Raw genomic sequence first — 26,445 nt, 5'->3', positions numbered from 1 at the left:
AAACATGAGGGTCCTGGGGACCCGACCAGGAGGGTTACATGATCTTGTCTCGCCGCCGGCTGCTCACTGTCGGCTCAACCGCTGTCGCGGGTGCAGTCGTTGGGGCGCCGTTCATCGCGCGGGCTCAGCAGGCTGAGTTCTCCTACAAATACGCGAACAACCTGCCGGATTCCCACCCGATGAATGCGCGGGCGCGCGAGATGGCGGCCGCAATCAAGGCCGAGACGAACGGGCGGTTCGATCTGCAGATCTTTCCGAGCAGCCAACTGGGGTCGGACACGGATACGCTCAGCCAGGTGCGCTCGGGCGGCGTGGAATTCTTCACCCTGTCGGGCCTGATCCTGTCGACTCTCGTCCCGGCGGCATCCATCAACGGAATCGGCTTCGCGTTTCCGGATTACGCAACCGTCTGGAAGGCGATGGACGGGGACCTCGGCGCCTATGTGCGCCAGCAGATCACCAAGGCGAACCTGGTGGTCATGGACAAGATCTGGGACAACGGCTTCCGGCAGACGACTTCGTCCACGAAGCCGATCAATACCCCGGACGACCTGAAGGGCTTCAAGATCCGGGTGCCGGTCTCGCCGCTCTGGACGTCCATGTACAAGGCGTTCGACTCGGCCCCGACATCGATCAACTTCAACGAGGTCTATACGGCGCTTCAGACCAAGGTGGTCGACGGTCAGGAGAACCCCCTCGCCATCGTGTCCACGGCGAAGCTCAACGAAGTGCAGAAATACTGCTCGCTGACGAACCACATGTGGGATGGCTTCTGGTTCCTGGCGAACCGGCGCGCCTGGGAGCGGCTGCCGGAGGATGTGCGCGCGATCGTCGCCAAGCACATCAACGCCGCGGGTTTGAAGGAGCGCGAGGACGTGGCCAAGCTGAACGGCAACCTGCAGCAGGAACTCGCGGCAAAAGGCATGGTCTTCAATCAGCCCGATCCGGGCCCCTTCCGGGACAAGCTGCGCAAGGCGGGCTTCTACTCGGAGTGGAAGGGCAAGTATGGCGACGAAGCATGGGCGCTCCTCGAGCGGGCGACCGGGTCCCTGGCCTAGCACGCCTTGGACCGGGATCCCTGCGCCCGCGGGCGCAGGGATCAGGCGATCGTGCGGCCGTGAGGCGCCACGGCGTCCCGGAGAATCGTAGGGAACGTTCGGACATGACATCCTCCGCCCAGGCACTTCCCGCCTCAGAACCGCTCATCGTCGCCGAGAGCGACGAGGTTCGCGCCGGATCGCGCTTCCTGAGGCCCGTCGAGATCATCGCGTCCGGCCTGCTCGTCGCCATCGTGGTGCTGCTGCTGGCCGGCGTGACCTCGCGCTACGTGTTTTCGCTGTCGGTCGTCTGGATCGACGAAGTTGCGTCCATCTGCTTCCTGTGGCTCGCCATGCTCGGGGCGGCGATCGCCCTCGACCGCAACGAGCATCTGAGACTGACTTTGTTCCTGCACAAGATGCCGGAGCGGGCTCAGGCCTTCATGGGGGCCTTCGCGCCCCTGGTGATCGCCACCTTCCTTCTCGCCCTGATGGTGCCGGCTTTCGACTACGCGCTGGAGGAATGGTACATCACGTCGCCAGCGCTGAATATTCCCAACACCTTCCGCGTTGCGGCCATCCCGTTCGGGATGGTGGCCATGCTGGCGATCGTTCTGGCATATGCGCTGAAGAACGCGTCATGGCGCGATCTCGTCGTGGCGGCTCTCCTGATCGCCGTGGCTGCCGCCGTGCTGTGGTTCTCCTCGCCGTCCCTGGTCAGGATGGGAAGCGCCAAGATCATCCTGTTCCTCGTCGTCTTCGTGGCGGTCTGCCTGGCCGCCGGGGTGCCGATCGCATTCTGCTTCGGCATCGGCACGCTGAGCTATCTGGCCTTCGCCACGCAGGTGCCGACCTTCGTGATGATCGGGCGGATGGACGAGGGCATGTCGGGCATCATCCTTCTGTCGGTTCCGATCTTCGTTCTGCTGGGCTGCATTCTCGATGCGACCGGGATGGGGAAGGCCATCGTGGATTTCCTGGCGTCGCTCCTCGGCCATGTGCGGGCCGGAATGTCCTACGTGCTGCTAGGGTCGCTCTTCGTCGTGTCGGGTATTTCGGGATCCAAGGTGTCCGACATGGCCACCGTGGCGCCGGCCCTGTTCCCCGAGATGAAGCGGCGCGGTCACAGCCCGCGGGAGATGATTGCGCTGCTCGCCACGGGCGCCGCCATGGCCGACACCGTTCCGCCCAGCATCGTCCTCATCGTCCTGGGATCCGTCGCGGGCGTGTCGATCGCGGGCCTGTTCACGAGCGGCTTCGTGGTCGCCATGGTTCTGCTCGCCGCCCTCGCGATCCTAGCCCGCTGGAAGGCGCGCCATGAGAGCATGGAGGGCGTCCGCCGGGCGCCGGCATCCCTGATCGGCCGCACGCTGCTCGTGGCGGCGCCCGCGCTCGTCCTGCCGTTCCTCATCCGCAGCACGGTCGCCGGCGGAGTCGCGACCGCCACCGAGGTGTCGACCATCGCGGTCATCTACGCCCTGTTCGTGGGCGTGGTTCTCTACGGCGGCATCGGCTGGCGCAAGCTCTACGGGATGCTGGTCGAGACCGCGGCGCTCACCGGGTCGATCCTGCTGATCCTCGGCACCGCTCTCGCCATGGCCTGGGCGATCACGCAGGCAGGCGTCGCGCAGAGTCTTGCATCGATCATGACGGGCCTGCCCGGAGGCTGGATCGCCTTCATGGCCCTGACGATCGTCGTCTTCATGATCCTGGGCTGCGTGCTCGAGGGCCTGCCCGCCATCGTCCTGATGGCCCCGCTCATGTTCCCCATCGCCAAGAGCCTCGGGATCAACGACATCCACTACGCGATGGTCATCGTCACGGCGATGAATATCGGCCTGATGACGCCGCCGATCGGCATCGGCTTCTATCTCGCGTGCAAGATCGGCAACGTGTCGCCCGACGAAGCGATCGGGGCGATCTGGCCCTATCTTGTGGCGCTCGTCGCGGGTCTCGTGATCATCGCCACCGTCCCGTGGATCTCGACGGCGTTCCTCTGATGGTATCGTGCGCCCTGCGAGGATGATGGACATCGCCGTTCGACAAAGGAAACTCACCGATGGCACGCCCCGGCTTGATCGGTCTTCGGAAACGCCGCCCATGATCGCCTCTCTTCAGACCCCTGCGGGAGGCGTCGTGCCCGTGTCGAAGCGGGTCATGAACCTCGCCAACTTCCTGCACCAGGCGGCCCGGCGCCACGGGGCCGAAATCGGTTTCGTCTGGGGCGGGGCGAGCTGGACCTGGGCCGAACTCGCCCGTCGCGTCGACGCGATGGCTGCCGCCCTGGCGGCGAACGGGATTGGGAAGGGCGATCGCGTCCTGGTGCAGTCGAAGAACTGCAACCAGATGTTCGAATCCATGTTCGCCTGCTTCCAGATCGGAGCCGTCTGGGTGCCGGCGAACTTCCGGCAGACGCCCGACGAGGTGGCCTATCTCGCCCAGTCGAGCGGCGCCTCGGCGCTGATCTGCCACCGCGACTTCCCGGATCACGCAGCCGTGGTCCCCGAGGCCGCGCCCGACATCCGGTTCGTGATCTCCATCGGGGCATCCGGCTTCGGCGACGACTACGACGCGCTCGTGGAACGGCACGGGGGAGAGAGCGCGCCGGTGGCGTCGGTCGAGCACGACGATCCGTGCTGGTTCTTCTTCACGTCCGGCACGACGGGTCGACCGAAGGCGGCCGTTCTGACCCACGGTCAGATGGCGTTCGTGGTTACGAACCACCTCTGTGACCTGATGCCCGGGACGACCCACCGGGACGCGTCCCTCGTCGTCGCGCCCCTGTCCCATGGTGCGGGCGTTCACCAGCTCACGCAGGTGGCGCGGGCGGCCAAGACCGTGCTGTTGCCCGGCGAGCGCTTCGATGTCGACGAGGCTTGGCGGCTCGTCGAGCAGTGGCGGATCACCAATCTCTTCACCGTTCCCACCATCGTGAAGCTTCTGACGGAACATCCTTCCGTGGATGCGTACGACCATTCCTCGCTTCGCTATGTGATCTATGCCGGCGCGCCCATGTACCGCGAGGATCAGAAGCATGCGCTCAAGAAGCTCGGCAATGTGCTGGTCCAGTATTTCGGGCTGGGCGAGGTGACCGGGAACATCACCGTGCTTCCGCCGGCGCTCCACGAGCCGGACGATGGTCCCGACGTGAAGGTCGGAACCTGCGGCTACGAGCGGACGGGCATGCAGGTCTCGATCCAGGACGAGCAGGGGCGGGAAGTGGCTCCCGGGGAGACTGGGGAGATTTGCGTCTGCGGGCCGGCCGTCTTCGCCGGCTACTACAACAACCCGGACGCCAACGCGAAAGCGTTCCGGAACGGCTGGTTCCGGACTGGCGATCTGGGACACGTGGATGCGCAGGGCTATCTCTACATCACCGGGCGCGCGTCGGACATGTACATCTCCGGCGGCTCGAACGTGTATCCGCGCGAGATCGAGGAGAAGATCCTGACGCACCCGGCTGTCGCCGAGGTGGCGATCGTGGGCGTGCCCGATCGAACTTGGGGCGAGGTCGGCGTTGCCGTCTGCGTGCTGCGGCCGGGGGCGGACTCGACCGAAAGCGACCTTCTCGCCTGGATGGACGGCAAGGTATCCCGATACAAGCTCCCGAAGCGAGTCTTCTTCTGGGACGCGCTGCCGCGATCGGCCTACGGCAAGATCACGAAGAAGGACATCCGGGCGGAGCTGGAGAAGCGTGGATCCCTGCCGCTGGCCCAGCCGCCGCAAGGCGGGATCTGACAGGAAGCCTGCCCCCGCTCGTGAGACCTGACAGGAGAGAACCATGGCGCAGCCGCACACAGTGCTCGTGACCGGAGGAGCATCAGGCATCGGGCTCGCGGTCGTCGAAGCCGTTCTCGCCGAGGGCTGGCGCGTCATCGTGGCGGATCTCGAGCAAAAGAGCCTGGATCGGTGCAGGGAGGCTCTCTCGCCGTCCAGCAACCGGGTGCGGTTCGAGCGAATGGACGTGGCCGACGAGGACGGCGTCGTCCGCACGATCGCGGCCTGCGAGGCGGAGTTCGGACCGATCACCGGCGTGGTCAACTCGGCTGGCATCGGCAGGGACGTGCCAGCCCTCGAGACGAGCGTCGATCTCTTCCGCAGGATGCTCGAGGTCAACCTGATCGGCAGTTTCGTCGTGTCCCGCGAAGCGGCCAAACGGATGCGGGATCGCGGCAGCGGCTCCATCGTCAACATCGCGTCTGTGTCGGGCCTCATGGGCAACAAGGGCCGCGTCGCCTACGGGGCCTCGAAGGGCGGCGTCATCACCATGACGAAGATCATGGCGGTCGAATTGGCCGCTCTCGGGATCCGGGTGAACGCCATCGCGCCCGGGCCGATCGAAACCCCGCTCGTCCAGGAGGTCCACACGCCCGATGTGCGCGCTGCCTGGATGACAGCCGTGCCGCAGCGCCGCTACGGCTCTCCGGACGAGATCGCCGGCGCAGCCGTCTTCCTGCTCGATCCTCGCAAATCCAGCTACATCACGGGGCAGACCATCTGCGTCGATGGCGGGTTCTCCATTGCGGGCATTCTGGACCCTGCGTCGAATGCGGCTGCCCGCGACGGACATGAGTGAGCGCAAGATGGGCACGCGTCTGAAGGACAAGGTCGCCATCGTGTTCGGCGCGGGATCCTCGGGACCGGGATGGGGCAACGGGAAGGCCGCCGCCGTCGCCTATGCGCGCGAGGACGCGAGGGTGGCCTGCGTGGATCTCGTCCAGGAAGCGGCCGAGGAAACGGCCGCCATCATCAGCCAGGAAGGCGGCACGGCCCTCGCGGTTGCCGCCGACGTCACCGACCTGAGTTCCATCGGCAGGGCGGTGGAGCGCGCGGTGGCGGAATTCGGGAGGATCGACATCCTGCACAACAACGTCGGCGTGACCCACATGGGCGGGCCGGTCGAGTTGAGCGAGGAGCAGTTCGCGGCGGCCCTGAACCTTAATATCGGACCGGTCTACCGGACCTCCAAGGCCGTCATCCCGCACATGCTGCGGCAGGGCGGCGGCGCGATCGTCAACATCTCCTCGCTGGCTGCGATCCGCTGGACCGGCTACCCCTATTTCGCCTATTCCGCCACGAAGGCGGCGGTCAATCAGGCCACGGTCGCCTTGGCCATGCAATATGCCCGCCAGGGCATCCGGGCGAACTGCATCATGCCCGGACTCATCGATACGCCGTTGATCTACAAGCAGATCTCCGGGCAATACGCCTCGGTCGACGAGATGGTAGCCGCCCGCAATGCGGCCGTGCCGCTCGGCACGATGGGCACGGCCTGGGACATCGCGAATGCGGCTGTCTTCCTCGCGTCCGACGAGGCCAAGTTCATCACGGGCGTCTGCCTGCCGGTCGACGGCGGTCAGAGTTGCGCCGTATCCGAGTTGCGCTGACGCTTTATCCCGAGGTTGAGGATGGCCCGAAGAATCATTCGTCACCCTGGCCCGATCGCCCCGGAGCGCACGTCCGCCGTCCCCGGCTCTGCGGTTCCGCTGCGCTTCACCCTCGAGCCGGGCCAGGCCGTGGATGCCGCCATCGCAAAGGGGTTCGCCGATGCCGGGTGCGGCGGTGGTTTCGTGGAGTTCCGCGGCGGACGTTGCGAGCCGTTCCAGTTCGTCATGCCGGCAGCATCTCCGGATGACCTTCATGCGGCCTGGTACAGCGAGACCTTCGCCCCCAATGGCGTGGTCGAGATCGAGCGCGCCTGCGCGATCGTCGGGTGGCGCGACGGCAGGCCGTTCATCCACTGCCACGGTGTCTGGAATTCACGGGACGGTCGGCAGATGGGCCATATGCTCGGGCCCGCGACGATCGTCGCCGAGCCGATCCTCGTGACCGGGATCGGTTCGCGGTCCGCGACCTTTGACGCTCTGCCCGATCAGGAGACGAACTTTACCCTGTTCGAGCCGGCGCCTTTCGCCGAGGGAATCGCGGGAGATTCCAGTTTTCGTGTCCTGCTGGCGAAGGTCAGGCCTAACGAGGACATCAGCCTGGCGATCGAGGCGATCTGCGCGCAGCGCGGAATCCATGCGGCGAACGTCTATGGCATCGGCAGCCTGAACGAGGTTCGATTTTCTGGCGGCACCCGGGTCCAATCTCATGCCACGGAGGTTCTCATTCGCCGGGGCAGGGTGACGAGTGTCGACGGCCTGCCGCAGGCCAGTCTCGACATCGATGTCGTCGATATCCAGGGCCGGATCTTCGGCGGAGAAATCGTCCGTGGCGACAATCCGGTCTGCGTCACCTTCGAACTGGTCATCGAGCCGGCGGCGGATTGATCCTGTCCGGGATCGGCCTCCGGTCTACTCGGCCGGCACCGGTTCCTGGGCCGTGCGCTTGGCATAGGCTCGCGCCAGGACGGCGCAGACCAGCAGCTGGATCTGATGGAACAGCATCAGGGGCAGGATGATCGCGCCGATCATGCTGGCCGGAAAGAGGATGCTCGCGATGGGAACGCCGCTCCCGAGGCTCTTCTTGGATCCGCAGAACACGATCGCGACTTCATCCCGGGTGGAGAAACCGAACAGCCGGCTTGCCAGGGTGGTCGTCACGAGCACCAAGCCAAGCAGGATGCAGCTGATGAGGACGAGGACGATCATGTCGCGCGGCGCCAGCCGATGCCACAGGCCCTCGACGGCCGCCTCGCCGAAGGCGTAATAGACGACGAGCAGGATCGCCCCGCGGTCGACGAGGCTCGTGAGCGTCCGGCGCTTCTCCACCCATGATCCGATCCAGGGGCGCAGCAGATGTCCGAGAAGAAACGGAACGAGGATCTGCAGCACGATCTCGCCGATGGCCCCGAACGACACTCCTCCCTGGGTCTGCATGAACATGCCCATCAGAAGCGGCGTGAGAAGCACACCCAGGACGTTCGAGGCCGATGCGCTGCACACGGCCGCCGCGACGTTTCCCCCGGCGATGGACGTGAAGGTGATCGAAGACTGAATCGTGGACGGTAGAAGGCACAGGTAGAGAATGCCGAGCGCGATACCCGGCGCGAGGTAGGACTGGAGATAGGTCTTCGTGAGCAGCCCGAGGACCGGGAACAGGATGAAGGTCGCGGCGAACACCATCAGGTGCAGGCGCCAGTGGATAGCGCCTTGGATGATCGCCTGTCGCGAAAGGCGCGCACCTTGGAGAAAGAACAGAAGCGCGATCGACCCGACGATGACCACCTTGAGGATGGGAGCCGCCGCACCCGTCGCGGGAAGGATCGTCGCGGCGACCGCAGTCGCCACGAGCGCGATGGTGAAGCGGTCGGGCCGCAGGAGGGACAGAAAGGCCATCGGTCGTGCGCTCCCGGATTGTCTCTACGACCGGTGTCCGAAGAAGCGCGCATCCTGCTCCCGGCGCAGTCGCGTCAGGGCCGATCCCTCCGGGTGCTCGAGATCGCTCATGCGGATTTCCTGGCCCTTTGAGACCGAATTCGCCAGCCGGCAATCGGCGGCCAAGTAGAATGGGGCAGGTGCGCTTGTCCCCAGAGGCCCGGCGGGCCGGAACTCGGCGGTCACGCCGGAGATCGTATGATGATGCCCGCCCATGGCCAGGGCCGTGCCGGCCGGCAGGTTCTCGGTCGCGACGGCGATCAGGTCGTAGCGCGGCTGGTAGTCGGACCCGTAGCCCGACATCCCGTGGACGGCGGCATCGAGAATGCTGGTGGCGGCCTCGAGGCCGAGCAGGTGCCGCGGCAGGAACACCATGGCGTTCGCTCCCGTCCGGCTGACGATATGTCCCTTCTGGGCCAGCATGTCCCAGCTCTTCGCATCGTCGCAGCGGACGACCACGAAGACGCCGCCCGCGAAGCTGACCTCGTCCGGCTTGCGCAGGCAGTGGAACACGTCGAGGCGCCGAGTGCCCGAGAGAATGCCGCCGTCGTCCCGCTGCGAGAAGATCGTCGGAACCTCGCTGATGCGCGCGAGCGGCGCGTGGAGGTCGAAACGGTCAGGCTGGAGGCCGGTAGCGTTCGCAACGACCATGAGTTCGCACAGATCCGGCACGGCGCGCTGCGGGAAGCCCGCGATGGCCTGGTGCCGGGCGGCGAGGATCTCATCGACGTCCCGTGCGCCGAGAGTCCAATGAGCGTTCAGGTCCACGTTTTCGGCGGAGCGCTCGTTGCTGGCGAGATGTCCGGAGGAGGGATCGAAGACGAAGTCGTATTCGCTCGACTTGCCGGCCGCGACGATGTGGAAGCCCATCACCTCGGCCCAGGTGGCGAGACCGATGAGCAGGCTCGGCTGATCGCCGTCGACCGTCGTGACGACCCGGCCGCGCTCGGCCGCCAGAGCCTTGAGGCCGGGCCCGACCACGCTGTCGAGCTCCTTCGTGACGAGCGCAAGGTGCTTCTCGCTCTCGACCGAGAGCAGCGCATGACGGGCGGCCGCCTGCGGCTGCCCGGTCGCCTCGACGACCACATCGAAGGGCAGATCGGACACGAGCGCGAGGTCCTTTGTGGCGATATAGCCGCCACGCTCCCAGGCGGCTTGCGCGTCACGGGCCGACTCGCAGATGTGGATCCGGCGCGGATCGATGCCGGCGGCCTTCAGGCCCGCGGCTGCACTCTCGGCCGTGAGATCGACGGCGATGCGAGCATCCATCAAGGTAACGCGCTGAGCCTGCGCCAGGAAGCTCTGGCCGAAGCCGCCCGTGCCGACCACGCAGGTCTCCACCGGGCGGCCAGCCTTCGCATAGAAATCATGGTAGTTCATCGCGCATCTCTCCCGTTCCGGTAAGCGGTCGCCACCGGTCTCATGTGCCGCCGAATGGATCGTTCTCTTGGGCCGCCGCCCTACCGAAGCATGGTCCAGGCCTTCAGGAAGAAGTCAGGGGTGCCGAAATTCCCCGACTTGAGGGCGAGGGCGAGGTCGATCCCCGCGAGTGACCGGGTCCACGGGACGCCCGGGTCGATCTCGGGGCCGATCGCCAGCGCATCGACATCGAGGGCGTTCACGACCGCGCCGGACGTCTCGCCGCCGGCCACGATGAGGCGGGTGAAGCCGAGGCCGGGCAGCGCCTTCGCGATCTCCGCGAGGGTCCGCTCGACGATCTCTCCGGCATTCATGCGCCCGAGCCTGTTCTGGACGGCCTGGACCTCCTCGGGCGTCGCCGTGGAGTAGATGAGGGCCGGTCCGGTCGTCGCCTGCGCGTTCAGCCAGTCGAGGGCCGTGCCCGCCGTCATGGCCCCTGAGGCGAGGTCCAGCGCGTCGAGGCGGAGCGTCGGGATCCCGGCTTCGATCGCGGCCTTGACCTGAGCGCGGGTCGCGCTGGAGCACGAGCCGGCCAGGATGATGCTGCGGCCGGCAGGAGCGTCGAAGCCGGTGGAGGCCGGGGAGGCGTTGCGCTCGCCCCGCCGGTAGGCGGCAGGCAGCCCCATCGCGACCCCCGATCCTCCGGTCATGAGGGGAAGATCGGCAGCCGCAAGCCCGATGGCCCGAAGGTGGTCGTCGCTCAGGGCATCGACGATCACGATCTGGTGGCCGGCGGCCTTCTCGCGCGCAAAGGCGGCCCGGATGGCGTCCGGACCGGCTTCCACGTCTTCGTAGGCGACGAGCCCAACCGGCCGCTTGGTCTGGCGCTGCAGAACCCGCACGAGATTGGAATCCCGCATCGGGGTGAGCGGATGGTCCTTCATGCTGCTTTCGTGCAGCGGTACCCCGTTCACGAAGAGATGGCCCTTGTAGACCGTGCGGCCATTGGCCGGAAAGGCCGGGCAGGCGAGCGTGAAGTCGCTTCCCGTGAAGGTGAGAAGCGCGTCGGTGACCGGTCCGATATTGCCCTCGTCAGTGGAATCGAAAGTGGAGCAGTACTTGAAGAACAGGTGCTCGGCGCCGGCGGTTCTCAGGATCTGCGCGGCGGCAAGGGATTGATCGATGGCCTCCATCGCCGGGATGGTCCGGGATTTCAGCGCTGCCACGACCGCATCAGCTCCCGACAGGTCGAGTTCCGGCCGCGGCGCGCCGATCGTCTGGATGGTCCGCAACCCCTCCCGGGCCAGCATGAGAGCGAGGTCGGTCGCTCCGGTCAGATCATCGGCGATACACCCGAGCTTCATTCCGCGGCTCCCTTGGCGTTCGAGGAGGGTTGAGGCTCGCTCCAGGCCGACAGCCAGCCGAGGCCGTCTTCCGTACGGCCGCGGGGCTTGTACTCGGCGCCGATCCAGCCGCCATATCCCATATCGTCGAGGGATCGGCAGAGGGTGCGGTAGTCGATCTCGCCCTCGTCCGGTTCAGCACGGCTCGGCACCGCGGCGATCTGGACATGGCCGATCACGTCGAGGAAGTCCTTGAGCCGCCGCGTGAGATCGCCCTGCATGATCTGGGTATGATAGCAGTCGAACATGATCTTCACGTTCCGCCGCCCGACCTGGTCGATGATCGACGCGGCTTGCTCGACGGTGTGCAGGAAGTATCCCGGCTTGTCGCGGTGGTTGATCGGTTCGATGAGCACGGTCATTCCGGCCTGGGCGGCCTTGTCGGCAGCCAGCTTCAGATTGGCCACGAAGGTTCTCTCGGCCGCCGAGGCGGCATCAGGGGCGACCAGCCCGGACATGCAGTGGACCGCAGACGCGCCGATCGCATGTCCGTAGGAAACCGCCTGTTCGATGGCCTTCTGGAACTCGCTCTCGCGACCCGGCAGGGCTCCGAGCCCGAAATCGCCCGCAGCAGCGTTCCCGACTGGCGTGTTCAGTCCAAGCACGGTCACTTGGCTGCGGGTCAGGGCGGCACGCATCTCCTCAGCGGGCACCTGGTAGGGCCAATGCATCTCGACGGCCTTGAACCCGGCCGCGGCCGCGGCTCCGACCCGGTCGATCTCGGGAAGCTCGGTGAAAAGGAAGCCTAGATTGGCCGAGAAGCGTGGCATCGGTTCATCCGCATTTGTGGGAGGGGTGGTGCGACGCGGAACAGCAGTCCTGAGAAGCGTCGGAGGTCTCTTCGGCGATCGCCTCGTCCAATTTGAAGTGAGCCACCAGGTCCCGCACCTGGGCACGGGTCAGAAGACGAGGGTTGAGCCCATGAAGAAGGAGGCGCAGCTTCGCGGTCTCCTCCAATTCCTCAGTGGCATAGACAGCGGCTTCCAGATCCTTGCCAGCCACCACGGGGCCGTGATTGGCCAGAAGAACGGCGCTGTAGCGTCCGGCAAGGCCTCGGATCGCATCGGCCACGGCCGCATCTCCCGGCCGGTAATAGGGAACGAGGGCTGTCCGCCCGACCCGCATGACGTAGTAGGCCGTCAGGGGCGGCAGGGCATTTGCGGGATCGATGTCCGGCAGCATCGAAACGGCGACGGAATGCGTGGAGTGCAGGTGAACGATTGCGCCTGCATCCGGGCGGGTCGCGTAGAGCGCCGAATGAAGGGGCAGTTCCTTGGTCGGCGCATCGCCCTCGACGAGACGGCCGTCCGCATCAAGCTTGCTCAAGCGCGCCGGGTCGAGAAAGCCCAGGGAGCTGTTGGTCGGCGTCGTCAGCCAGCCCCCGTGGCTCAAACGGACCGAGATGTTGCCCGAGGATCCGGCGGTCAGGCCGCGTTCGAACAATGACCGCCCGAATCGGCAGATCATCTCGCGAATCTGGTTCTCATGGCTCATGTCCGGGCCCTCGCAATGAATGGTGACTGAATGGGAGCGGCTATCAGATCGCGTGCCTGACGCGCTCCCAAGTCTTCAGCATATGGGCGTTCAGGATCGTGGACAGCCGGTCGGCATGGCGCGCTTCGAGAGCCTCGATCATCTCGACATGGTCGGCCACGGCGCCGGACCATTTCTCAGGTCCTTCATTGCCGATGTAGCGGATGCGCTTCAGCCGGGCCTGCAGAACGTTGTGCACCGAGGCCAGAGCCTCGTTCTTGGAGAGCCGGAGGATCGACGAGTGGATGCTCTGGTTGAGCTTGAAATAGGGAAGGCGGTCGCGCTTCTCATACATGTCCATCATATGGTCATGCAGCTGCCGGACCTCGCGGATTTCCTGATCGGTGGCGTTTTCACAGGCCAACCGCCCAGCAAGACCTTCAAGATTGCCCAGCACGATCAGACTGTCATGCACGTCCTTCGCGCTGAACTGGCGCACGACCGCGCCTCGCCCGGGTGAGAGCTCCAGCAATCCCTCGCTGACCAGAAACTTGAGCGCTTCCCGCAAAGGTGTGCGCGAGACCCCCAGCATCTTGCCGAGGTTGCCCTCGTGGAGGCGGGTTCCCGGAGACAGCTCGCCTTCGATGATCATGTCGCGAACCCGCGCCACGATGGCGTCGTGGAGGGTAGGGCGGACGATGGGCCCACGCGAATCGAGGTCGTCGATCAGCAGGGGGGTGGCCTCAGATGCCATGGCTCGTTCCATACTTTGCCGTGTTTCCACAGATCCTCACGGGGATTGACCCCTCTATACAACCTTTCTCTAGATCGTCGCAAACAAAATTCTGTATGCAGCATACTTGCGTACGAAATTTACGGATGTTAACGTTCCGTCGTCATCCCGAGAAGAGGTTGCTGTGAGCGCTCCATCGTTGCCGACCCCATCCGAAAAGCCGACCGTCGCATTCGCCATGGGCGATCCTGCCGGCATCAGCCCCGAGTTGGCTGCCAAGCTCATCGCGTCAGAAGAGTTCCGCTCCGGCGCCGACCTCGTGATCTTCGGCGATCTTCGGATCCTGGAGCGCGGCGCCAAGGTGGCCGGTGTCGCCGTTGATGTGGAGGTTGTCGCGTCCGAGCAGGCGATCCCGAATCACGCCAGCCGCCCGGTCTTCATTGATCTGAAGAATCTCAGCCCGGATCGGGTTGTGCCTGCCACGGCCACGCTGGAAGGCGGAGTCTTCGCGACCGAGAACTTCCGCCGTGCCCTGCTGCTCGCCCAGTCCGGTCGCGCCGATGCGGTGTTCTTCACGCCCTTCAACAAGAAAGCCATGCGCCTTGCTTATGACGGATACGACGACGAGATCCGTTTCGTACGCGACGTTCTCAAGACGTCAGTGGCCGCAAGCGAGTTCAATGTTCTGGGGCAGACCTGGAACGCCCGCGTGACATCCCATATCCCGCTGTCGCAGGTTGCCGCCGCGATCTCCGAGGAAGCGATCCTACGGTCGCTGTCGCTGGCCAACCAGTGCATGCGGGCTGCGGGCTTCAACCCGCCGCGGATCGCCGTCGCCGGCCTCAACCCGCACGCCGGGGACGGCGGCAATTTCGGCACCGAGGAAATCGACATCATCGAACCGGCCGTTCGTCAGGCGCAGGCTCAGGGCTTCACGGTCGAAGGACCCTTCCCGTCGGACACGGTCTTCCTGCGCGCCAAGAACGGCGATTTCGACGCCGTCCTTACCATGTACCACGACCAGGGTCAGATCGCGATGAAGCTAATGGGTTTCGACCGCGGCGTGACGCTGATCGGCGGCTTCGAGTTCCCGATCTGCACGCCGGCTCACGGCACGGCCTATGAGATCGCCGGCCGCGGCATCGCGAATCTCGGCGCCAGCCGAGAGGCTCTCTCTCTCGCCATCCGCATGGGCGCTGAAGTGCGCGCCCGCCGTTCGGAGGCAGAGCAGCCGAGATTGTCAGCCGTCAATTCCTAGAACAGCCAGTTCCAACAGCCGACGCCATCGGTTGGAAACATCACAGGGAGGAAGAACGATGCTCAAGAAGACTTCATGGTTGGTAGCTACGGCCGTCGCGGTGACATTCAGCGGCTTCGCACAGGCGGATTGGAAGCCCACGAAGCCGGTCGAATTCATCGTCACGTCGGCACCCGGCGGCGGCACCGACAACTTCGCCCGCGTCGTGCAGTCTATCATCGCCAAGCACAAGCTGATGGAGCAGCCCATCGTCGTCACCAACAAGGGCGGCGGAAGTGGCGCGGAAGGTTTCATCTATACGAAGGTCGCGACGGGCGACAGCCACAAGCTGACCTTCGGCACGAACAACGCCTATCTCCTGCCATACGTCGCGAAGCTCGCCTACAAGCCCGATGAGCTGACCCCCGTGGCGGCCATGGCCCTCGACGAGTTCCTGCTCTGGGTCAAGGCCGATTCTCCCTACAAGGATGCCAAGAGCTACATCGAAGCCGTTAAGGCGAAACCCGACACCTTCAAGATGGGCGGCAGCCAGTCCAAGGACACGGACCAGACCCTCACCAGCCTGATCCAGGATGCGACCGGCGCCAAGTTCATCTACGTGCCGTTCCAGGGCGGCGGTGCGGCCGGTGTGCAGCTTGCCGGCGGGCATATCGACTCCAACACCAACAATCCGAACGAGAATGCCGGCCAGTGGAAGGCCGGAGCGATCACTCCGCTGTGCGTCTTCAGCCCTACCCGCCTCCAGGGCGGCGTCAAGGTCACAGCCACGATGGGCTGGTCGGACATCCCGACCTGCAAGGAAGCAGGCATTCCGATCGATCAGTTCCAGATGCCGCGCACCGTATGGCTGCCGGGCGGCGTTCCGGCCGAGGCCGTCGCGTTCTACGCCGACGTCCTGAAGAAGGTGAGCGAGACGCCGGAGTGGAAGGAATACATCGAGCGCACCTCCCAGACCGACAAGTTCCTGGCCGGTCAGGATCTGAAAAGCTTCATCGCCGCCGACGACGCCAAGAACCGCAAGGTCTTCGAGGGTGAAGGCTGGGTCGTTCGCTAACGGCAGAATGTGAACGGCCGGCGGAGGACAGCTCCGCCGGCTCCTCCTGCATGCATCATCCATCGAACCGGGACGGACGCGATGATTTCTCGTTTCAGCGCTGAGATCGGAACCGCCACACTGACCGCAGGCCTTGGGCTCGCGGCGGTCGTCGGCGCTCTGGAGTTCGGGATCGGTTGGGGAGACGCAGGGCCTGAGCCCGGGGCATTCCCGTTCTACATCGGCCTGCTGGTCGTCGCTGCCAGCATCGGCAATTTGGTCCGTGCGACGGTCGGACGTCATGGGTTGCAATCGGTCTTCCTGCACAAGGAGGAGGCCAAGCGCGTGGCATCGTTCTTCGTGCCCATGCTGGCCTTCGTGGTGGTAGCCCGTCTCCTCGGCCTCTACGTGGCGACGGCGCTGTATCTCGCCTTCGTCATGCGAGTGCAGGGAAAGTACCGGCTCGCGGTTTCCATCGCATCGGGCATCGCCGCAGCCGTGATCTTCTACTTCGTGCTCGAGGTGGCGTTCCAGGTTCCTCTCATGAAGGGTCCGCTCGAAGCCGCTCTGGGCCTTTACTAGCCCCCATCCGGACGGAGACAGGTCGTGGAAAATTTCGCTTCACTCCTTCATGGCTTCGGGGTCGCTCTGACGACCTATCATGTCATGCTCATGATGGTCGGCGTCCTACTGGGCATCCTGGTCGGCGTCCTGCCGGGGCTCGGTGCTCCCAACGGTGTTTCGCTTCTCCTCCCGCTGACTTTCACCATGGATCCGGTTGCGGCGATCATCCTGCTCACCAGCATGTACTGGGGCGCGCTCTTCGGCGGATCGACGACGTCGATCCTCTTCAACATTCCCGGGGAGCCTTCATCCGTCGCGACGACATTCGACGGGTATCCCATGGCCCGTCAGGGCCAGGCGACCCAGGCGCTGACGCTCGCTTTCCTGTCGGCTGGCTTCGGCGCCCTGGTCGGGGTGATCCTCATCACCGTGCTATCGACCTGGGTGGCCAAGTTCGCGCTTCGCTTCAGCTCACCCGAGTATTTCGCCGTCTACTTCCTGGCCTTTGCCAGCTTCATCGGGCTTGGGGCCGCGTCTCCGTTCAAGACCGTCGTCTCCATGGGCCTCGGGTTCGCTTTCGCGTCGGTCGGCATGGACACGGTGTCGGGCGGCCTGCGCCTCACCTACGGGTTCAATGAACTCCTCTCCGGCATCAGCTTCCTCATCGCGGTGATCGGCTTGTTCGGCATCGGCGAACTCATGCTCACCATGGAGGAGGGGCTGCGCTTCGACGGCATCCGTGCCCGCGTCAAGATCCGTGACGTCTTCAAGACGATCGCGACCCTGCCGCGCTACTGGGTGACGCTTCTGCGCAGCAGCGCCATCGGCTGCTGGATGGGCATCACCCCGGGCGGGCCGACCGCCGCCTCCTTCATGAGCTATGGTCTTGCCAAGCGTCTGTCGCGCCGCAAGGACGGATTTGGGCAGGGCGAGCCTGAAGGCGTCGTGGCGCCGGAGACGGCAGACCACGCCGCCGGCAGCAGCGCCATCCTGCCGATGCTGGCCCTCGGCGTTCCCGGTTCCGCAACGGCCGCCGTCATGATGGGCGGCCTCATGATCTGGGGCCTGAACCCCGGACCGATGCTGTTCATCGAACGGCCGGACTTCGTGTGGGGCCTGATCGCCAGCATGTATCTCGGCAATATCGTGGCCGTGCTCATGGTGCTTGCCACCATTCCGCTCTTCGCATCAATCCTGCGCATTCCGTTCGCCATCATCGGTCCGGTGATCGTCGTCGTGTGCTTCATCGGCGCTTATACGGTCGCGGGTCGACCTTTCGATCTCTGGCTGGCACTCGCCTTCGGTGTGGTGGGATACCTGTTCAAGAAACTCGATTATCCGATCGCGCCGCTCGTCCTGGCCATGGTGCTCGGCGACAAGGCGGAGGACGCCTTCCGGCAGTCCATGATCATGTCGCGCGGATCGCTGTCGATCTTCTGGTCGAACGGTCTCGTCACGACCCTGATGCTGATCGGTCTGGTGCTTGCGTTCGGGCCGCTCCTGAGCACCGCGCTCGGACGTCTGGTGAAGCCCAAGGCCTCATCGGCCGTCGCCTGAGGGTGATTGCGAGGGGCCGCTCAAACCTGAGCGAGCCGCACTGAAGGAGTTTTCGATGACCCCATCACCATCCGCCAACGTGGCGTTCCTTGGCATCGGCCTCATGGGATCGCGCCAGGCGAGGCGTCTGCTCGACGCGGGCTATAGGCTGACGGTCTGGAACCGCTCGCGCGAAAAGGCCGAGGCGCTTGGCGCCTTCGGCGCACACGTGGCCGAGACGGCGTCCGATTCGGTGAGCAACGCGGATGTTGTCATCCTTATGCTCGAGAACGGCAAGATCGTCAGGGATGTACTGTTTTCCCACGGTGTGGCGGAAGCCCTGAAGTCCGGAGCGATCCTTGTCGACATGAGCTCCATCAAGCCCGCAGAGGCTCAGGAGCACGCCCGGCACCTACAGGAGCGTGGCGTCCATCACATCGACGCGCCTGTCTCCGGCGGGACCACCGGGGCGGAGCAGGGGACACTGGCGATCATGGCTGGCGGCGAGGCCGAAACCTTCAGCAGGGTCGAGCCGATCCTCAGGATCATGGGCAGACCCGTTCATGTGGGGCCGCACGGGGCAGGGCAGCTCGCGAAGCTTGCCAATCAGATCATCGTCGGGGTGACGATCGGCGCGGTCGCGGAGGCGCTTCTGCTGGCACAGCGCGGCGGCGCCAACCCGGCCAAGGTCCGGGAGGCTCTTCGTGGGGGCTTTGCGGAAAGCCGCATCCTCGAACTGCACGGCCAGCGCATGGTCGAGCGCGATTTCGTCACCAAGGGTCGCTCGGTCACTCATCTCAAGGATCTCGACAACGCCCTCGACGCGGCTGACAGAATCGACCTCGAGGTCCTGCCTTATACCGCCCTGACGGCGGATCTATTCCGAGGGCTGATCGAGCACGCCGGCGACCTCGATCACAGTGGGCTGCTCGTCGAACTCGAGCGCAGAAACCCCACGGGAGCTTCGGCCGATTCTTAGACTGAGGTGCGACTTCGCTCCAGAAGCTCCGGAAGCGTCGGCGAGCCGAGACGCCCCCCGAAATGCTCGCACTTCATGGCGGCGGCAACATTGGCCATCCGCACTCTGCGCGGCAGATCCCAGTCGTTGACCAGTCCGTAGACATAGGTTCCGTGCCAGACATCCCCCGCGTTCAAGGTGTCCACGGCGCGGATGGGGATTGACGGGATCGTGGCGATGCTATCGACCATATCGCCTCGCTGCCACACCAAGGCACCGGCGGCACCGAGCGTCACTCCGACCACATTCGCTTCGATTCCGGCCGCAACATCCCGCAACGCCTCGCTGGGTGTTCCGCGATCGGACAGGGAGAGCAGGGCGGGTTCGGAGAACAGCACGTGGTCGGCCAGCGCGATCATTTCGCGCAGCACCTCCAGAGGCGAGACATCCGCGTCGAGCACGGTCGGAATCCCGCGACGGCGCGCTTCGGCCAGCAACGCCCTTGCCCCTTCGGGCCAGCGCATGTCGACCAGGACGGCAGCGGCATCGGCGACCTCGTGGAGCGGCAGCCAGCCTGGACCGGGGTCGAGCGACGGGTCGGTGTAGGGCACCACCAGTCGTTCGCCCTCATTGTCGACGAGAATGGTCGAAAAGGCCGTTCGGGCGCCTTCAACCCTGCGGATTCGATCAATGCGCACAGCTTCGCGGGACAAGTCGTGCAGGAAGCTTTCGCCGGTGGGGTCGCGTCCGACACGCGCCCAGAGTTCGACATTGCCGCCAAGGCGGGCGATGGTGACTGCGGCGGCCGTCGCCATCCCGGAGGCTGCTTGAACGGCCTTCTCCGGCAGAACCTTGGCTCCGTGGCTGGGGATTCGCTCGATCTTGAAGATGGTGTCCCAGAACGCGCATCCAAGGCAGATCACCGGCTTCTGGTTCATGGCCTATTCGAGCCTGAGCGCCCGCGCCCGAGCGTTCATGACGTGAGCGATGGCGGCCTCCACGGCCGCCGCCGTGTCGCGCCGCTTCATGGCCGCGATGATGGCGAGGTGCTCCCGCATCACCGGAATCACGAGATCCTCGTCGAGGCTCGTCTCGCTTTGGCGAATGAGCCGGACCTTGATCCAGTTCACCCGATAGGCCTTCGAGATGATCTCGTTGTTGAGATCGTCGATAATCGTTTCGTGAAATTCCCGGTCGACGTGCTGAGCCATGGCGACGAGTTGTTCGGTCAGGCCGTACCGTGCGTCATCGACGATCGACTGATGGGCGGCTTCGATCCGTGTGATTGCAGCGTCGCTCGCCGTCTGGCTGAAAACGGCGATCGCCTCCCGCTCCAGAATAAGCCGGAACTGGAAGGCGTTGCGGATCAGCGTGATGTCGAGCGGCAGGATCTGCAACCCGCGTTGCGGGACGGTGACGATCAAACCCTCCGCTTCCAGCCGGGGGATCAGTTCACGAATAGCGCCGAGAGGTTGTCCTGTGAGGGCGACCAACTCCCGCTGGGTCACGAACTGCCCGGGCTTAATCTGGCTCTGCAGGAGTTGTTCGGTAAACACGTCATAGGCCCGCTCGCGCAGTTTGATCTCCGTGCGAGGGGCTGGCCGAGCCATGCTCATGCAACGGCCTTGGTCACTTGCCCGAACGGCTCGAGCAACGAGACCGCCCGTGTGGTCGTCCGTTCGTCCAACGTCGGAAGCGGGGGCCTAGCAATGGCCCACGCCGGGTCGTTTCGTACATGGGCCACGAGCGCCTTTACCATCGGAACGATAGGGTGGCGGCAGATCTCCTGAACCAACGCGACGATGCGCGGATCGTCCCGACCGTTCTCCGCCAGGTCGATCACAGCCTCCGGCAGAACATTGGCCACTCCGCAGATCGATCCCGCGGCACCCGCCGCGCAAGCCCGGCCCAGATAGGTCTCGTCGCCGACCAAGATGTCCAGGTCGGGAAAGGCCTGGATCAGGGCGAATGTGGCGTCGGCGTTGCCCGCGCTGTCCTTCACCCCCCTGATGGCGCCGGGATACCGGTCCCTCAGGCGTGCGATGACCGCGTGTGACAGGGGAACGCCGGTCATGCCGGGTATATGGTAGAGTATGATGTCGCGGAGATCGGCGCCGATGGCGTCGAACACGGCCGAATACCAATCGAACACGGCGTCGTCTGGGGCAGGGCGGAAGTAGAAGGGCGGGGCCAGCAGTACCGCATGGGTCCCGCGACGCAGCGCCTGGCTCGTGCTGGACGCGGCCTCCTCCGGCGAGCAGGCGATCACGCCTTCCACCAGTTTCTCGGCCGGGATCCCATGTCGAATCATCTCGTTGGTAACACGCTCGCGCTCCGTCGCGCCAACGGAGGGGCCTTCACCGGTTGTCCCGAACAGCGTCGCCGTCCGACAGCCCCGGGCGAGGCAATCCTTGGCGTGCGAAGCAAGGCGATGAACGTCCACCTTTCCGTCAAGAAAGGGGGTAACGAGGGCAGGACTGATGCCGAAGCTGAGCGACACGGGAGCCTCCAGGAACAGCTTCGACCTGTGGCCGAGCAAGTGCTGTGTTGACACTAACATGTTACATGGTGCTTAATCGGTTGCAAGCACTGAAATGAGTCCGAAGGGACCGTTAAGCTCAACCACGGAGGAAGTGATCATGGCTGCCACAGGCGGATCGTTTACGCGTCGTACATTTCTCGCAAGCACGGCGGCCGCGACCGCCGCATACGGCCTCGGCGGCGTGGCGCCAGCCTTTGCGGACGTGAATTGGAAGAAATACGCCGGCACGAAGATCGGCGTGAACCTGATCAAGAGCCCGCGCGGCGAGGTTTTGCAGAAATACGAAAAGGAATTCACCGACCTAACCGGAATCGAAGTCTCGTCGGAGCAGACGCCGGAGCAGCAGCAGCGGCAGAAGGCTGTGATCGAGCTGAACTCGGGCAGCCCGAGCTTCGACGTGGTGCATATCAGCTATCACGTCCAGAAGCGCCAGTTCGAAAAGGCCAATTGGCTGGCCGACATCAGCGGCTTCATGAAGAATCCGGAACTGACGGATCCGAGCCTCACCGAGAGCGACTTCTCCCAGGCTGGCCTGCTCTATGCCAAGAACCCGCAGGGGCAAATGCTGTCGCTGCCGTTCTCTGTCGATTACTGGTTGGTGTACTGGAATAAGGACCTCTTCGCCAAAAAGGGGCTCGCCTATCCGCAGACCTTCGAGGAAATGGTGAAGGCCGCCGAAGCCCTGACGGATCCGAAGGAGGGCACCTACGGCTTCGTCGCCCGCGGCCTGAAGAACGCCAACGTTCCCGTCTGGACGAGCTTCCTGCTCGGCCACGGTGTCGATCCCGTCGATGCCAACGGCAACCTGATGACGGATTCGCCTGAAGGCATCGAAGCCGCAAAGCTGTATCAGCGCCTTCTCACCAAATCCGCCCCGCAGGGCGTGGCCGGTTTCAACTGGTCGGAATGCCAGTCGGCCTTCTTGCAGGGTAAGATCGGAATGTGGCTCGACGGCGTCGGCTTCGCGCCTCCGCTGGAGGATCCGGAGAAGTCGCGGGTCGTCGGCAAGGTCGGCTACGGCGTCATGCCGCGCGGACCGAAGGCGCAGGCCTCGGCGACCTTCGGCGACGGCATCGGCATCACGGCCGCCAGTAAGAACAAGGAGGCAGCCTATCTCTATTGCCAATGGGCGGTCTCGAAGCTGATGGGTGCTCGCCTGCTGCAGGCGGGTGGCGGCGTGCCGTTCCGCCAGTCGATCCTGAACGATCCCGAGACCCGCAAGGGCGTGAAGATGCCCCCGGCGTGGATCGATGCGGTGGTCGAATCGGGCAAGATCAGCAAGCTGGGCCTCCCGGTCATCCAGCCCGTGACCGAGTTCCGCGACATTATCGGCATCGGCCTGACCAATCTTCTGGGCGGGGGCGATCCGGCCGCCGAGATGAAGAAGGCCACGGAGCAGTTCAAGCCCATCCTCGAGCGCAGCGAGAAGGCCTGATGCGCGCCGGACGGGACACGATCGGGATCGTGGAGCATGTCCATGTCCTCCATCGCTGAGCGCTTAGCCAATTCGATGGCAGGGGCGGCACCCGCCCCGGACGCTCGACCGAAGAGCATCTACTGGCCCTTCGTCGTGCCCGCCGTCGCGGTGGTCGGGTCGGTGATCGTGTTCCCGTGGGTCTTCACCGTCTGGATGAGCCTGCATGAATGGACAGTCGGCGGAGCCAGGCGCTTCGCCGGCCTGTCCAACTACCTGCGCCTCGCGTCGGACGAGCGCTTCCTGACCTCCGTCGGCCATACGCTGGTCTATACGGTGCTGGCCGTGATCCTGCCGCTGATCTTTGGAACCCTGGCCGCTCTCATCTTCAACTCCCGTCTGCCCTTCCGCGGCGTTCTGCGCGGCGTGTTCGTCATGCCCATGATGGCCACGCCCGTGGCCGTAGCCCTGGTTTGGACGATGATGTTCCATCCGCAGCTGGGGGTGCTGAACTATCTCCTGTCCTTGGTCGGCATCGGGCCCCAAGCCTGGGTGTTCAATCCCTCGACGGTGATCCCATCGCTGGTTCTCGTCGAGACCTGGCAATGGACGCCGCTCGTCATGCTGATCGTCCTGGGCGGTCTCGCGGCCATTCCGACGGAACCTTACGAGAGCGCCTCCATCGACGGAGCAACGATCCTTCAGCAGTTCCGCTACATCACGCTGCCGATGATCGCCCCATTCCTCATGGTGGCGGTGATCATCAGGACGATCGACGCCCTGAAAAGCTTCGACATCATCTATGCGATCACCCAGGGTGGACCCGGCACGGCCTCCGAAACCATCAACCTCTATCTCTACAGCGTGGCATTCGCCTATTACGACGTCGGCTACGGATCGGCGATCGCGGTCGTGTTCTTCGCCATCGTGATCGCATTGTCTCTCCTCATGCTCCATCTGCGGCAGCGCACGAAATGGACGGACGTTCAGGGATGAGCATGAACCTTCGAAAAGTCACCCATTCGCTCGGCCTGCTGTTCGTCGGCCTCGTGCTGGTCTCGCCCGCGATCCTGTTCTTCCTCTGGATGATCTCGCTGTCGCTCAAGTTCGAGGTCGACAACGCCGCTTATCCGCCGATCCTGATTCCCGAGCGCTTCGCCTGGAAGAATTATACGGGCGTGTTCGAATCGAATCGCTTCGGCCTCTTCTTCCTCAACAGCGTGATCGTGACCGGCGCTGCGACCGGACTCGCCCTGCTGATCGGCGTGCCGGCCGGCTATGGCATCGCTCGAATGAAGGCGACCAAGGCTGCCGTGGTCGTGCTCATCGCCCGCATGACCCCTGGACTGTCGTATCTCATCCCGCTGTTCCTGCTCTTCCAGTGGCTGGGGCTCATGGGCACGCTTCTGCCGCAGATCATCGCCCACCTCGTGATCACGGTGCCGATCGTCATCTGGATCATGATCGGCTATTTCGAAACGACGCCGCTCGAGCTCGAAGAGGCGGCCGTCATCGATGGCGCCAGCCGGTGGCACGTCTTCCGTCACATCGCCCTGCCGATCGCCAAGCCGGGCATCACGGTGGCGTTCATCCTGGCGGTGATCTTCTCCTGGAACAACTTCGTGTTCGGCGTCGTCCTGGCGGGCCGGGAGACAAGGACCCTGCCGGTCGCCGTCTACAACATGCTGTCCTTCGAGCAGCTGAGCTGGGGACCTCTGGCGGCCGCCGCCCTGATCGTGACCTTGCCGGTCCTGGTCCTGACCATCGTGGCTCAGCGTCAGATCGTTGCCGGGCTCACGGCCGGAGCCGTGAAGGGCGGCTGAGGCGGGACGGGGAGGGAATGGGCTCGCTCCCGGATTCGACGGGTGTCAAGGCTTTGCGGAACGGGGTGCAAGAATTCGCCAGGGTGGCACGTTCCATCGTCGGGAATTGCGAAATTTGTCCCGAACGATCAAGCGGCCTCGCGGGAGAGATGTACAATCCTGTTTTTGATGGTTCCTGCCCCACACCTCGCGCATGCGAGCCGACCGACGGGAGGACGGCAATGAACAGGATTCTCTTCGCGATCGGGGCGCTCGCAGCGAGCGCTCTCCTTTTTCCAGCCGATGCCTTTGCCCAGCGCTTCGGTAGCCATGGAGGCGGGTTCCGCGGCGGCGGGTTTGGGGGAGGAGGGCTTGGCGGAGGCGGGGCTTTCCGGGGCGGCGGGTTCGGAGGCGGGGGCTTCGGTGGTTCGAGAATGTTCATCCCTCGGGGAGGAATAGGCGGCTTCGGAGGCGGGGCGATTGCTGGGCCGCGCCTTGGCCGTGGAGACTTCCGGGTAGGTGCCATCGGACGGCCGGGCTATGGCTTCCGTGCTCCCTATTACGGCCGGGTGGCTGGCGGGTACCGTCCCTATTACCGGGGTTATTACGGCGGTTATCCGTACTACCGCAACTATTACCGCGGCTACCCGTATTACGGAGGTGTCGTGGCTGCCGGGCTGGCACTCGGCGCGCTGAGCTATCCGTATTACGGCTATGGCTACGATTATCCGTATTATGGCTATTACCCGGCGGCCGTTGCCGAAGGCGAAGATTGCTATTGGGTACGCCGCCGCATCGTCGGGCCTTATGGGCGGATCGTCATCCGGCGTCAGCAGGTCTGCAATTATTGACCCTGCCCGTTGCGGGCGCGCTGATGTCCCGCCGGCGACTGCCGGCAAGGGTCACCCCGTCACGGCGGGTCACCCGAATCGGGGGGTGCGCTTCGGCACCCCATTCCTGAAAAGCGCGTCGGGCCGAAGATCGACGCGCTTTTCACACGATGGGCTAGAGATTGATGATGTAGCGGTAGTTCATGTCCGCGGCACTGCCGGCCCCCGTCAGAATGACCCCCGTCTCGAACTGGTTGTCGTTGTTGAGATCGGAAAGCAGATAGCCCGTATCCGTCTGGGCATTGTACAGGAACACATGGGAGATGCTGGCGCTCGTGAAGGTCGTCTCCGCCTGGGATGCCGCCTCTTCGATGGACACCGCGCTCGTGGCGGCCTCGCGGTAATTGGCAGACGTTCCGGCAATCCTCGTGGCGATCCAGTCGGTTGCCGGCCTCCAGTCCGTGATCGTGTCCGCGCTTGCGCTGGTGATGCCCGACGAACCGCGCGTGAACTGGAAGGCATCGTCACCGGTTCCGCCAGTCAGCCTGTCCTGCCCGGAACCGCCGTTGAGGAGATCGTCGCTTGATCCGCCGGAGAGGGAGTCCCGTCCCGAACCTCCGTAAAGGTTGTCGTAATTCGCCCCGCCGGAAATGCGGTCGTTTCCGCTGTCCCCGAACAGGAAGTCGAATCCGTAGCCGCCGATGAGATTATCGTTGCCCGATCCGCCATGGAGGTCGTCAGGTCCATCTCCCCCGTTCAGGTAGTCGTTGCCGTTGCCGCCCACGAGGATGTCATAACCCCAGCCGCCGTAGATGTCGTCGTTTCCGCCGAAGCCGTAGAGATCGTCGTCGCAGCCGAAGCCGTAAATCACATCCTGACGGGACGTTCCGTCGAGAAGATTGGGCCAGTCATCCCCATAGATGGTCGCCATGACTTCCTCCGAATGCGCCCCCTCGGGATTCTTCGAACGATCCGGGCCGTTTGTCGGAGATCGATTTTCAGACAGTCATTATATGCCTTCTCCCGCCGGCATGCGTGAAAATGCTGAGGCGGCTGCTGGATATTTTGCACTATGAAGCGGACGGGCGAAGCTGCGTCTGTGGGCAGAATATTCACGAGGAGAGGTGGTTCGACGAGCGGAAAGTCGGCCTCGGCCGACGATAGAACCCGCTGCAGCTTTTCAG

Annotated in this window: 25 protein-coding genes; 15 read left to right on the top strand and 10 right to left on the bottom strand. The window is 64.6% G+C overall.

Translation table 11 applies throughout. From position 1 onward, the window contains the following. Window positions 1-38: 38 nt before the first annotated feature. From HPT29_RS13600 to HPT29_RS13575, 6 genes are all read left to right on the top strand, one after another. Window positions 39-1,058, top strand: coding sequence for a TRAP transporter substrate-binding protein (locus tag HPT29_RS13600; protein WP_173945766.1), 1,020 nt, complete (start codon window positions 39-41; stop codon window positions 1,056-1,058). 104 nt (window positions 1,059-1,162) lie between these two features. Continuing rightward, entirely contained in the window at window positions 1,163-3,037 is a 1,875-nt protein-coding gene (locus tag HPT29_RS13595; protein ID WP_173945767.1) for a TRAP transporter large permease, read from the top strand. 100 nt (window positions 3,038-3,137) lie between these two features. Continuing rightward, window positions 3,138-4,775 (top strand): acyl-CoA synthetase, encoded by a 1,638-nt coding sequence (locus HPT29_RS13590; protein ID WP_173945768.1) that lies wholly within the window; start codon window positions 3,138-3,140, stop codon window positions 4,773-4,775. Between the two features lie 43 nt (window positions 4,776-4,818). After that, window positions 4,819-5,613: an SDR family NAD(P)-dependent oxidoreductase gene (locus tag HPT29_RS13585; protein ID WP_173945769.1), complete on the top strand. Its 795-nt coding sequence runs from the start codon at window positions 4,819-4,821 to the stop codon at window positions 5,611-5,613. A gap of 7 nt (window positions 5,614-5,620) precedes the next feature. Further along, a complete protein-coding gene (locus HPT29_RS13580) occupies window positions 5,621-6,424 on the top strand; it encodes an SDR family NAD(P)-dependent oxidoreductase (RefSeq protein WP_173945790.1) in 804 nt (267 codons plus the stop codon). Window positions 6,425-6,445: 21 nt separating this feature from the next. Then, window positions 6,446-7,309, top strand: a complete 864-nt coding sequence (locus HPT29_RS13575; RefSeq protein WP_173945770.1) for a PCC domain-containing protein — start codon at window positions 6,446-6,448, stop codon at window positions 7,307-7,309. Between the two features lie 24 nt (window positions 7,310-7,333). Here the strand turns inward: HPT29_RS13575 and HPT29_RS13570 are convergent, their stop codons facing one another. The 6 genes from HPT29_RS13570 to HPT29_RS13545 form a co-directional block, all read right to left on the bottom strand. Continuing rightward, complete coding sequence (locus HPT29_RS13570) at window positions 7,334-8,317, bottom strand: bile acid:sodium symporter family protein (RefSeq protein ID WP_173945771.1); 984 nt, start codon at window positions 8,315-8,317, stop codon at window positions 7,334-7,336. Window positions 8,318-8,341: 24 nt separating this feature from the next. After that, complete coding sequence (locus HPT29_RS13565) at window positions 8,342-9,736, bottom strand: NAD(P)H-dependent oxidoreductase (protein ID WP_173945772.1); 1,395 nt, start codon at window positions 9,734-9,736, stop codon at window positions 8,342-8,344. Window positions 9,737-9,816: 80 nt separating this feature from the next. Continuing rightward, complete coding sequence (gene otnK, locus HPT29_RS13560) at window positions 9,817-11,079, bottom strand: 3-oxo-tetronate kinase (protein WP_173945773.1); 1,263 nt, start codon at window positions 11,077-11,079, stop codon at window positions 9,817-9,819. Next, complete coding sequence (locus HPT29_RS13555) at window positions 11,076-11,888, bottom strand: hydroxypyruvate isomerase family protein (protein ID WP_173945774.1); 813 nt, start codon at window positions 11,886-11,888, stop codon at window positions 11,076-11,078. Before HPT29_RS13555 ends, otnK begins: the two co-directional genes overlap by 4 nt. 4 nt (window positions 11,889-11,892) lie before the next feature. Further along, on the bottom strand, window positions 11,893-12,612 hold the full coding sequence (gene otnC, locus HPT29_RS13550) for a 3-oxo-tetronate 4-phosphate decarboxylase (protein WP_173945775.1): 720 nt from the start codon (window positions 12,610-12,612) through the stop codon (window positions 11,893-11,895). A 43-nt stretch (window positions 12,613-12,655) separates the two neighbouring features. After that, a complete protein-coding gene (locus HPT29_RS13545; protein ID WP_173945776.1) occupies window positions 12,656-13,345 on the bottom strand; it encodes a GntR family transcriptional regulator in 690 nt (229 codons plus the stop codon). A gap of 217 nt (window positions 13,346-13,562) precedes the next feature. Between HPT29_RS13545 and HPT29_RS13540 the strand changes: the two genes are divergently transcribed. The 5 genes from HPT29_RS13540 to HPT29_RS13520 all read left to right on the top strand — a co-directional run bounded on the left by HPT29_RS13540 (window position 13,563) and on the right by HPT29_RS13520 (window position 18,694). Next, the gene (locus HPT29_RS13540; RefSeq protein ID WP_173945791.1) at window positions 13,563-14,582 is read left to right on the top strand and encodes a 4-hydroxythreonine-4-phosphate dehydrogenase PdxA; all 1,020 of its coding nucleotides are present in this window, start codon (window positions 13,563-13,565) and stop codon (window positions 14,580-14,582) included. A gap of 58 nt (window positions 14,583-14,640) precedes the next feature. After that, the gene (locus tag HPT29_RS13535) at window positions 14,641-15,636 is read left to right on the top strand and encodes a Bug family tripartite tricarboxylate transporter substrate binding protein (protein ID WP_173945777.1); all 996 of its coding nucleotides are present in this window, start codon (window positions 14,641-14,643) and stop codon (window positions 15,634-15,636) included. A gap of 81 nt (window positions 15,637-15,717) precedes the next feature. After that, window positions 15,718-16,197 carry a tripartite tricarboxylate transporter TctB family protein gene (locus HPT29_RS13530; RefSeq protein WP_173945778.1) on the top strand — a complete coding sequence of 160 codons (480 nt, stop codon included), beginning with the start codon at window positions 15,718-15,720 and terminating at the stop codon, window positions 16,195-16,197. A gap of 24 nt (window positions 16,198-16,221) precedes the next feature. Beyond that, entirely contained in the window at window positions 16,222-17,736 is a 1,515-nt protein-coding gene (locus tag HPT29_RS13525) for a tripartite tricarboxylate transporter permease (protein WP_173945779.1), read from the top strand. Window positions 17,737-17,791: 55 nt separating this feature from the next. Continuing rightward, complete coding sequence (locus HPT29_RS13520) at window positions 17,792-18,694, top strand: NAD(P)-dependent oxidoreductase (RefSeq protein WP_173945780.1); 903 nt, start codon at window positions 17,792-17,794, stop codon at window positions 18,692-18,694. Here HPT29_RS13520 and HPT29_RS13515 read toward each other — a convergent pair. From HPT29_RS13515 to HPT29_RS13505, 3 genes are read right to left on the bottom strand one after another with little or no spacing between them, the layout of a single operon-like run. After that, a complete protein-coding gene (locus HPT29_RS13515; protein ID WP_173945781.1) occupies window positions 18,691-19,611 on the bottom strand; it encodes a PfkB family carbohydrate kinase in 921 nt (306 codons plus the stop codon). The two genes, HPT29_RS13520 and HPT29_RS13515, sit on opposite strands and share 4 nt — an antisense overlap. A 3-nt stretch (window positions 19,612-19,614) precedes the next feature. After that, a complete protein-coding gene (locus HPT29_RS13510) occupies window positions 19,615-20,289 on the bottom strand; it encodes a GntR family transcriptional regulator (RefSeq protein ID WP_173945782.1) in 675 nt (224 codons plus the stop codon). Further along, window positions 20,286-21,173: a dihydrodipicolinate synthase family protein gene (locus HPT29_RS13505; RefSeq protein WP_173945783.1), complete on the bottom strand. Its 888-nt coding sequence runs from the start codon at window positions 21,171-21,173 to the stop codon at window positions 20,286-20,288. Before HPT29_RS13505 ends, HPT29_RS13510 begins: the two co-directional genes overlap by 4 nt. Window positions 21,174-21,312: 139 nt before the next feature. Between HPT29_RS13505 and HPT29_RS13500 the strand changes: the two genes are divergently transcribed. The 4 genes from HPT29_RS13500 (at window position 21,313) to HPT29_RS13485 (ending at window position 25,282) form a co-directional block, all read left to right on the top strand. Further along, window positions 21,313-22,650 carry an ABC transporter substrate-binding protein gene (locus tag HPT29_RS13500; RefSeq protein ID WP_173945784.1) on the top strand — a complete coding sequence of 446 codons (1,338 nt, stop codon included), beginning with the start codon at window positions 21,313-21,315 and terminating at the stop codon, window positions 22,648-22,650. A gap of 75 nt (window positions 22,651-22,725) precedes the next feature. Next, entirely contained in the window at window positions 22,726-23,625 is a 900-nt protein-coding gene (locus HPT29_RS13495) for a carbohydrate ABC transporter permease (RefSeq protein ID WP_259060714.1), read from the top strand. Between the two features lie 2 nt (window positions 23,626-23,627). Continuing rightward, complete coding sequence (locus HPT29_RS13490; RefSeq protein WP_173945786.1) at window positions 23,628-24,452, top strand: carbohydrate ABC transporter permease; 825 nt, start codon at window positions 23,628-23,630, stop codon at window positions 24,450-24,452. 221 nt (window positions 24,453-24,673) lie between these two features. Continuing rightward, on the top strand, window positions 24,674-25,282 hold the full coding sequence (locus tag HPT29_RS13485) for a hypothetical protein (protein WP_173945787.1): 609 nt from the start codon (window positions 24,674-24,676) through the stop codon (window positions 25,280-25,282). A 154-nt stretch (window positions 25,283-25,436) separates the two neighbouring features. Here HPT29_RS13485 and HPT29_RS13480 read toward each other — a convergent pair whose 3' ends face one another. Beyond that, window positions 25,437-26,192, bottom strand: coding sequence for a calcium-binding protein (locus HPT29_RS13480; protein WP_173945788.1), 756 nt, complete (start codon window positions 26,190-26,192; stop codon window positions 25,437-25,439). Window positions 26,193-26,445 lie beyond the last annotated feature (253 nt).

It is taken from the genome of Microvirga terrae, from assembly GCF_013307435.2.
Lineage (GTDB): Bacteria > Pseudomonadota > Alphaproteobacteria > Rhizobiales > Beijerinckiaceae > Microvirga > Microvirga terrae.
The sequence above is the reverse complement of the archived record's forward strand: the minus strand, read 5'-3'. Positions and strand labels throughout refer to the sequence as shown.

Coding starts and splice junctions, on each gene's coding strand:
- HPT29_RS13595 (WP_173945767.1), top strand. CDS start 1,163: ATGACATCCTCCGCCCAGGCACTTCCCGCCTCAGAACCGCTCATCGTC.
- HPT29_RS13490 (WP_173945786.1), top strand. CDS start 23,628: ATGAACCTTCGAAAAGTCACCCATTCGCTCGGCCTGCTGTTCGTCGGC.
- HPT29_RS13590 (WP_173945768.1), top strand. CDS start 3,138: ATGATCGCCTCTCTTCAGACCCCTGCGGGAGGCGTCGTGCCCGTGTCG.
- HPT29_RS13500 (WP_173945784.1), top strand. CDS start 21,313: ATGGCTGCCACAGGCGGATCGTTTACGCGTCGTACATTTCTCGCAAGC.
- HPT29_RS13580 (WP_173945790.1), top strand. CDS start 5,621: ATGGGCACGCGTCTGAAGGACAAGGTCGCCATCGTGTTCGGCGCGGGA.
- HPT29_RS13495 (WP_259060714.1), top strand. CDS start 22,726: ATGGCAGGGGCGGCACCCGCCCCGGACGCTCGACCGAAGAGCATCTAC.
- HPT29_RS13535 (WP_173945777.1), top strand. CDS start 14,641: ATGCTCAAGAAGACTTCATGGTTGGTAGCTACGGCCGTCGCGGTGACA.
- HPT29_RS13565 (WP_173945772.1), bottom strand. CDS start 9,736: ATGAACTACCATGATTTCTATGCGAAGGCTGGCCGCCCGGTGGAGACC.
- HPT29_RS13480 (WP_173945788.1), bottom strand. CDS start 26,192: ATGGCGACCATCTATGGGGATGACTGGCCCAATCTTCTCGACGGAACG.
- HPT29_RS13600 (WP_173945766.1), top strand. CDS start 39: ATGATCTTGTCTCGCCGCCGGCTGCTCACTGTCGGCTCAACCGCTGTC.
- HPT29_RS13545 (WP_173945776.1), bottom strand. CDS start 13,345: ATGGCATCTGAGGCCACCCCCCTGCTGATCGACGACCTCGATTCGCGT.
- HPT29_RS13570 (WP_173945771.1), bottom strand. CDS start 8,317: ATGGCCTTTCTGTCCCTCCTGCGGCCCGACCGCTTCACCATCGCGCTC.
- HPT29_RS13510 (WP_173945782.1), bottom strand. CDS start 20,289: ATGAGCATGGCTCGGCCAGCCCCTCGCACGGAGATCAAACTGCGCGAG.
- HPT29_RS13585 (WP_173945769.1), top strand. CDS start 4,819: ATGGCGCAGCCGCACACAGTGCTCGTGACCGGAGGAGCATCAGGCATC.
- otnK (WP_173945773.1), bottom strand. CDS start 11,079: ATGAAGCTCGGGTGTATCGCCGATGATCTGACCGGAGCGACCGACCTC.
- HPT29_RS13540 (WP_173945791.1), top strand. CDS start 13,563: ATGGGCGATCCTGCCGGCATCAGCCCCGAGTTGGCTGCCAAGCTCATC.
- HPT29_RS13485 (WP_173945787.1), top strand. CDS start 24,674: ATGAACAGGATTCTCTTCGCGATCGGGGCGCTCGCAGCGAGCGCTCTC.
- HPT29_RS13555 (WP_173945774.1), bottom strand. CDS start 11,888: ATGCCACGCTTCTCGGCCAATCTAGGCTTCCTTTTCACCGAGCTTCCC.
- HPT29_RS13515 (WP_173945781.1), bottom strand. CDS start 19,611: ATGAACCAGAAGCCGGTGATCTGCCTTGGATGCGCGTTCTGGGACACC.
- otnC (WP_173945775.1), bottom strand. CDS start 12,612: ATGAGCCATGAGAACCAGATTCGCGAGATGATCTGCCGATTCGGGCGG.
- HPT29_RS13530 (WP_173945778.1), top strand. CDS start 15,718: ATGATTTCTCGTTTCAGCGCTGAGATCGGAACCGCCACACTGACCGCA.
- HPT29_RS13575 (WP_173945770.1), top strand. CDS start 6,446: ATGGCCCGAAGAATCATTCGTCACCCTGGCCCGATCGCCCCGGAGCGC.
- HPT29_RS13520 (WP_173945780.1), top strand. CDS start 17,792: ATGACCCCATCACCATCCGCCAACGTGGCGTTCCTTGGCATCGGCCTC.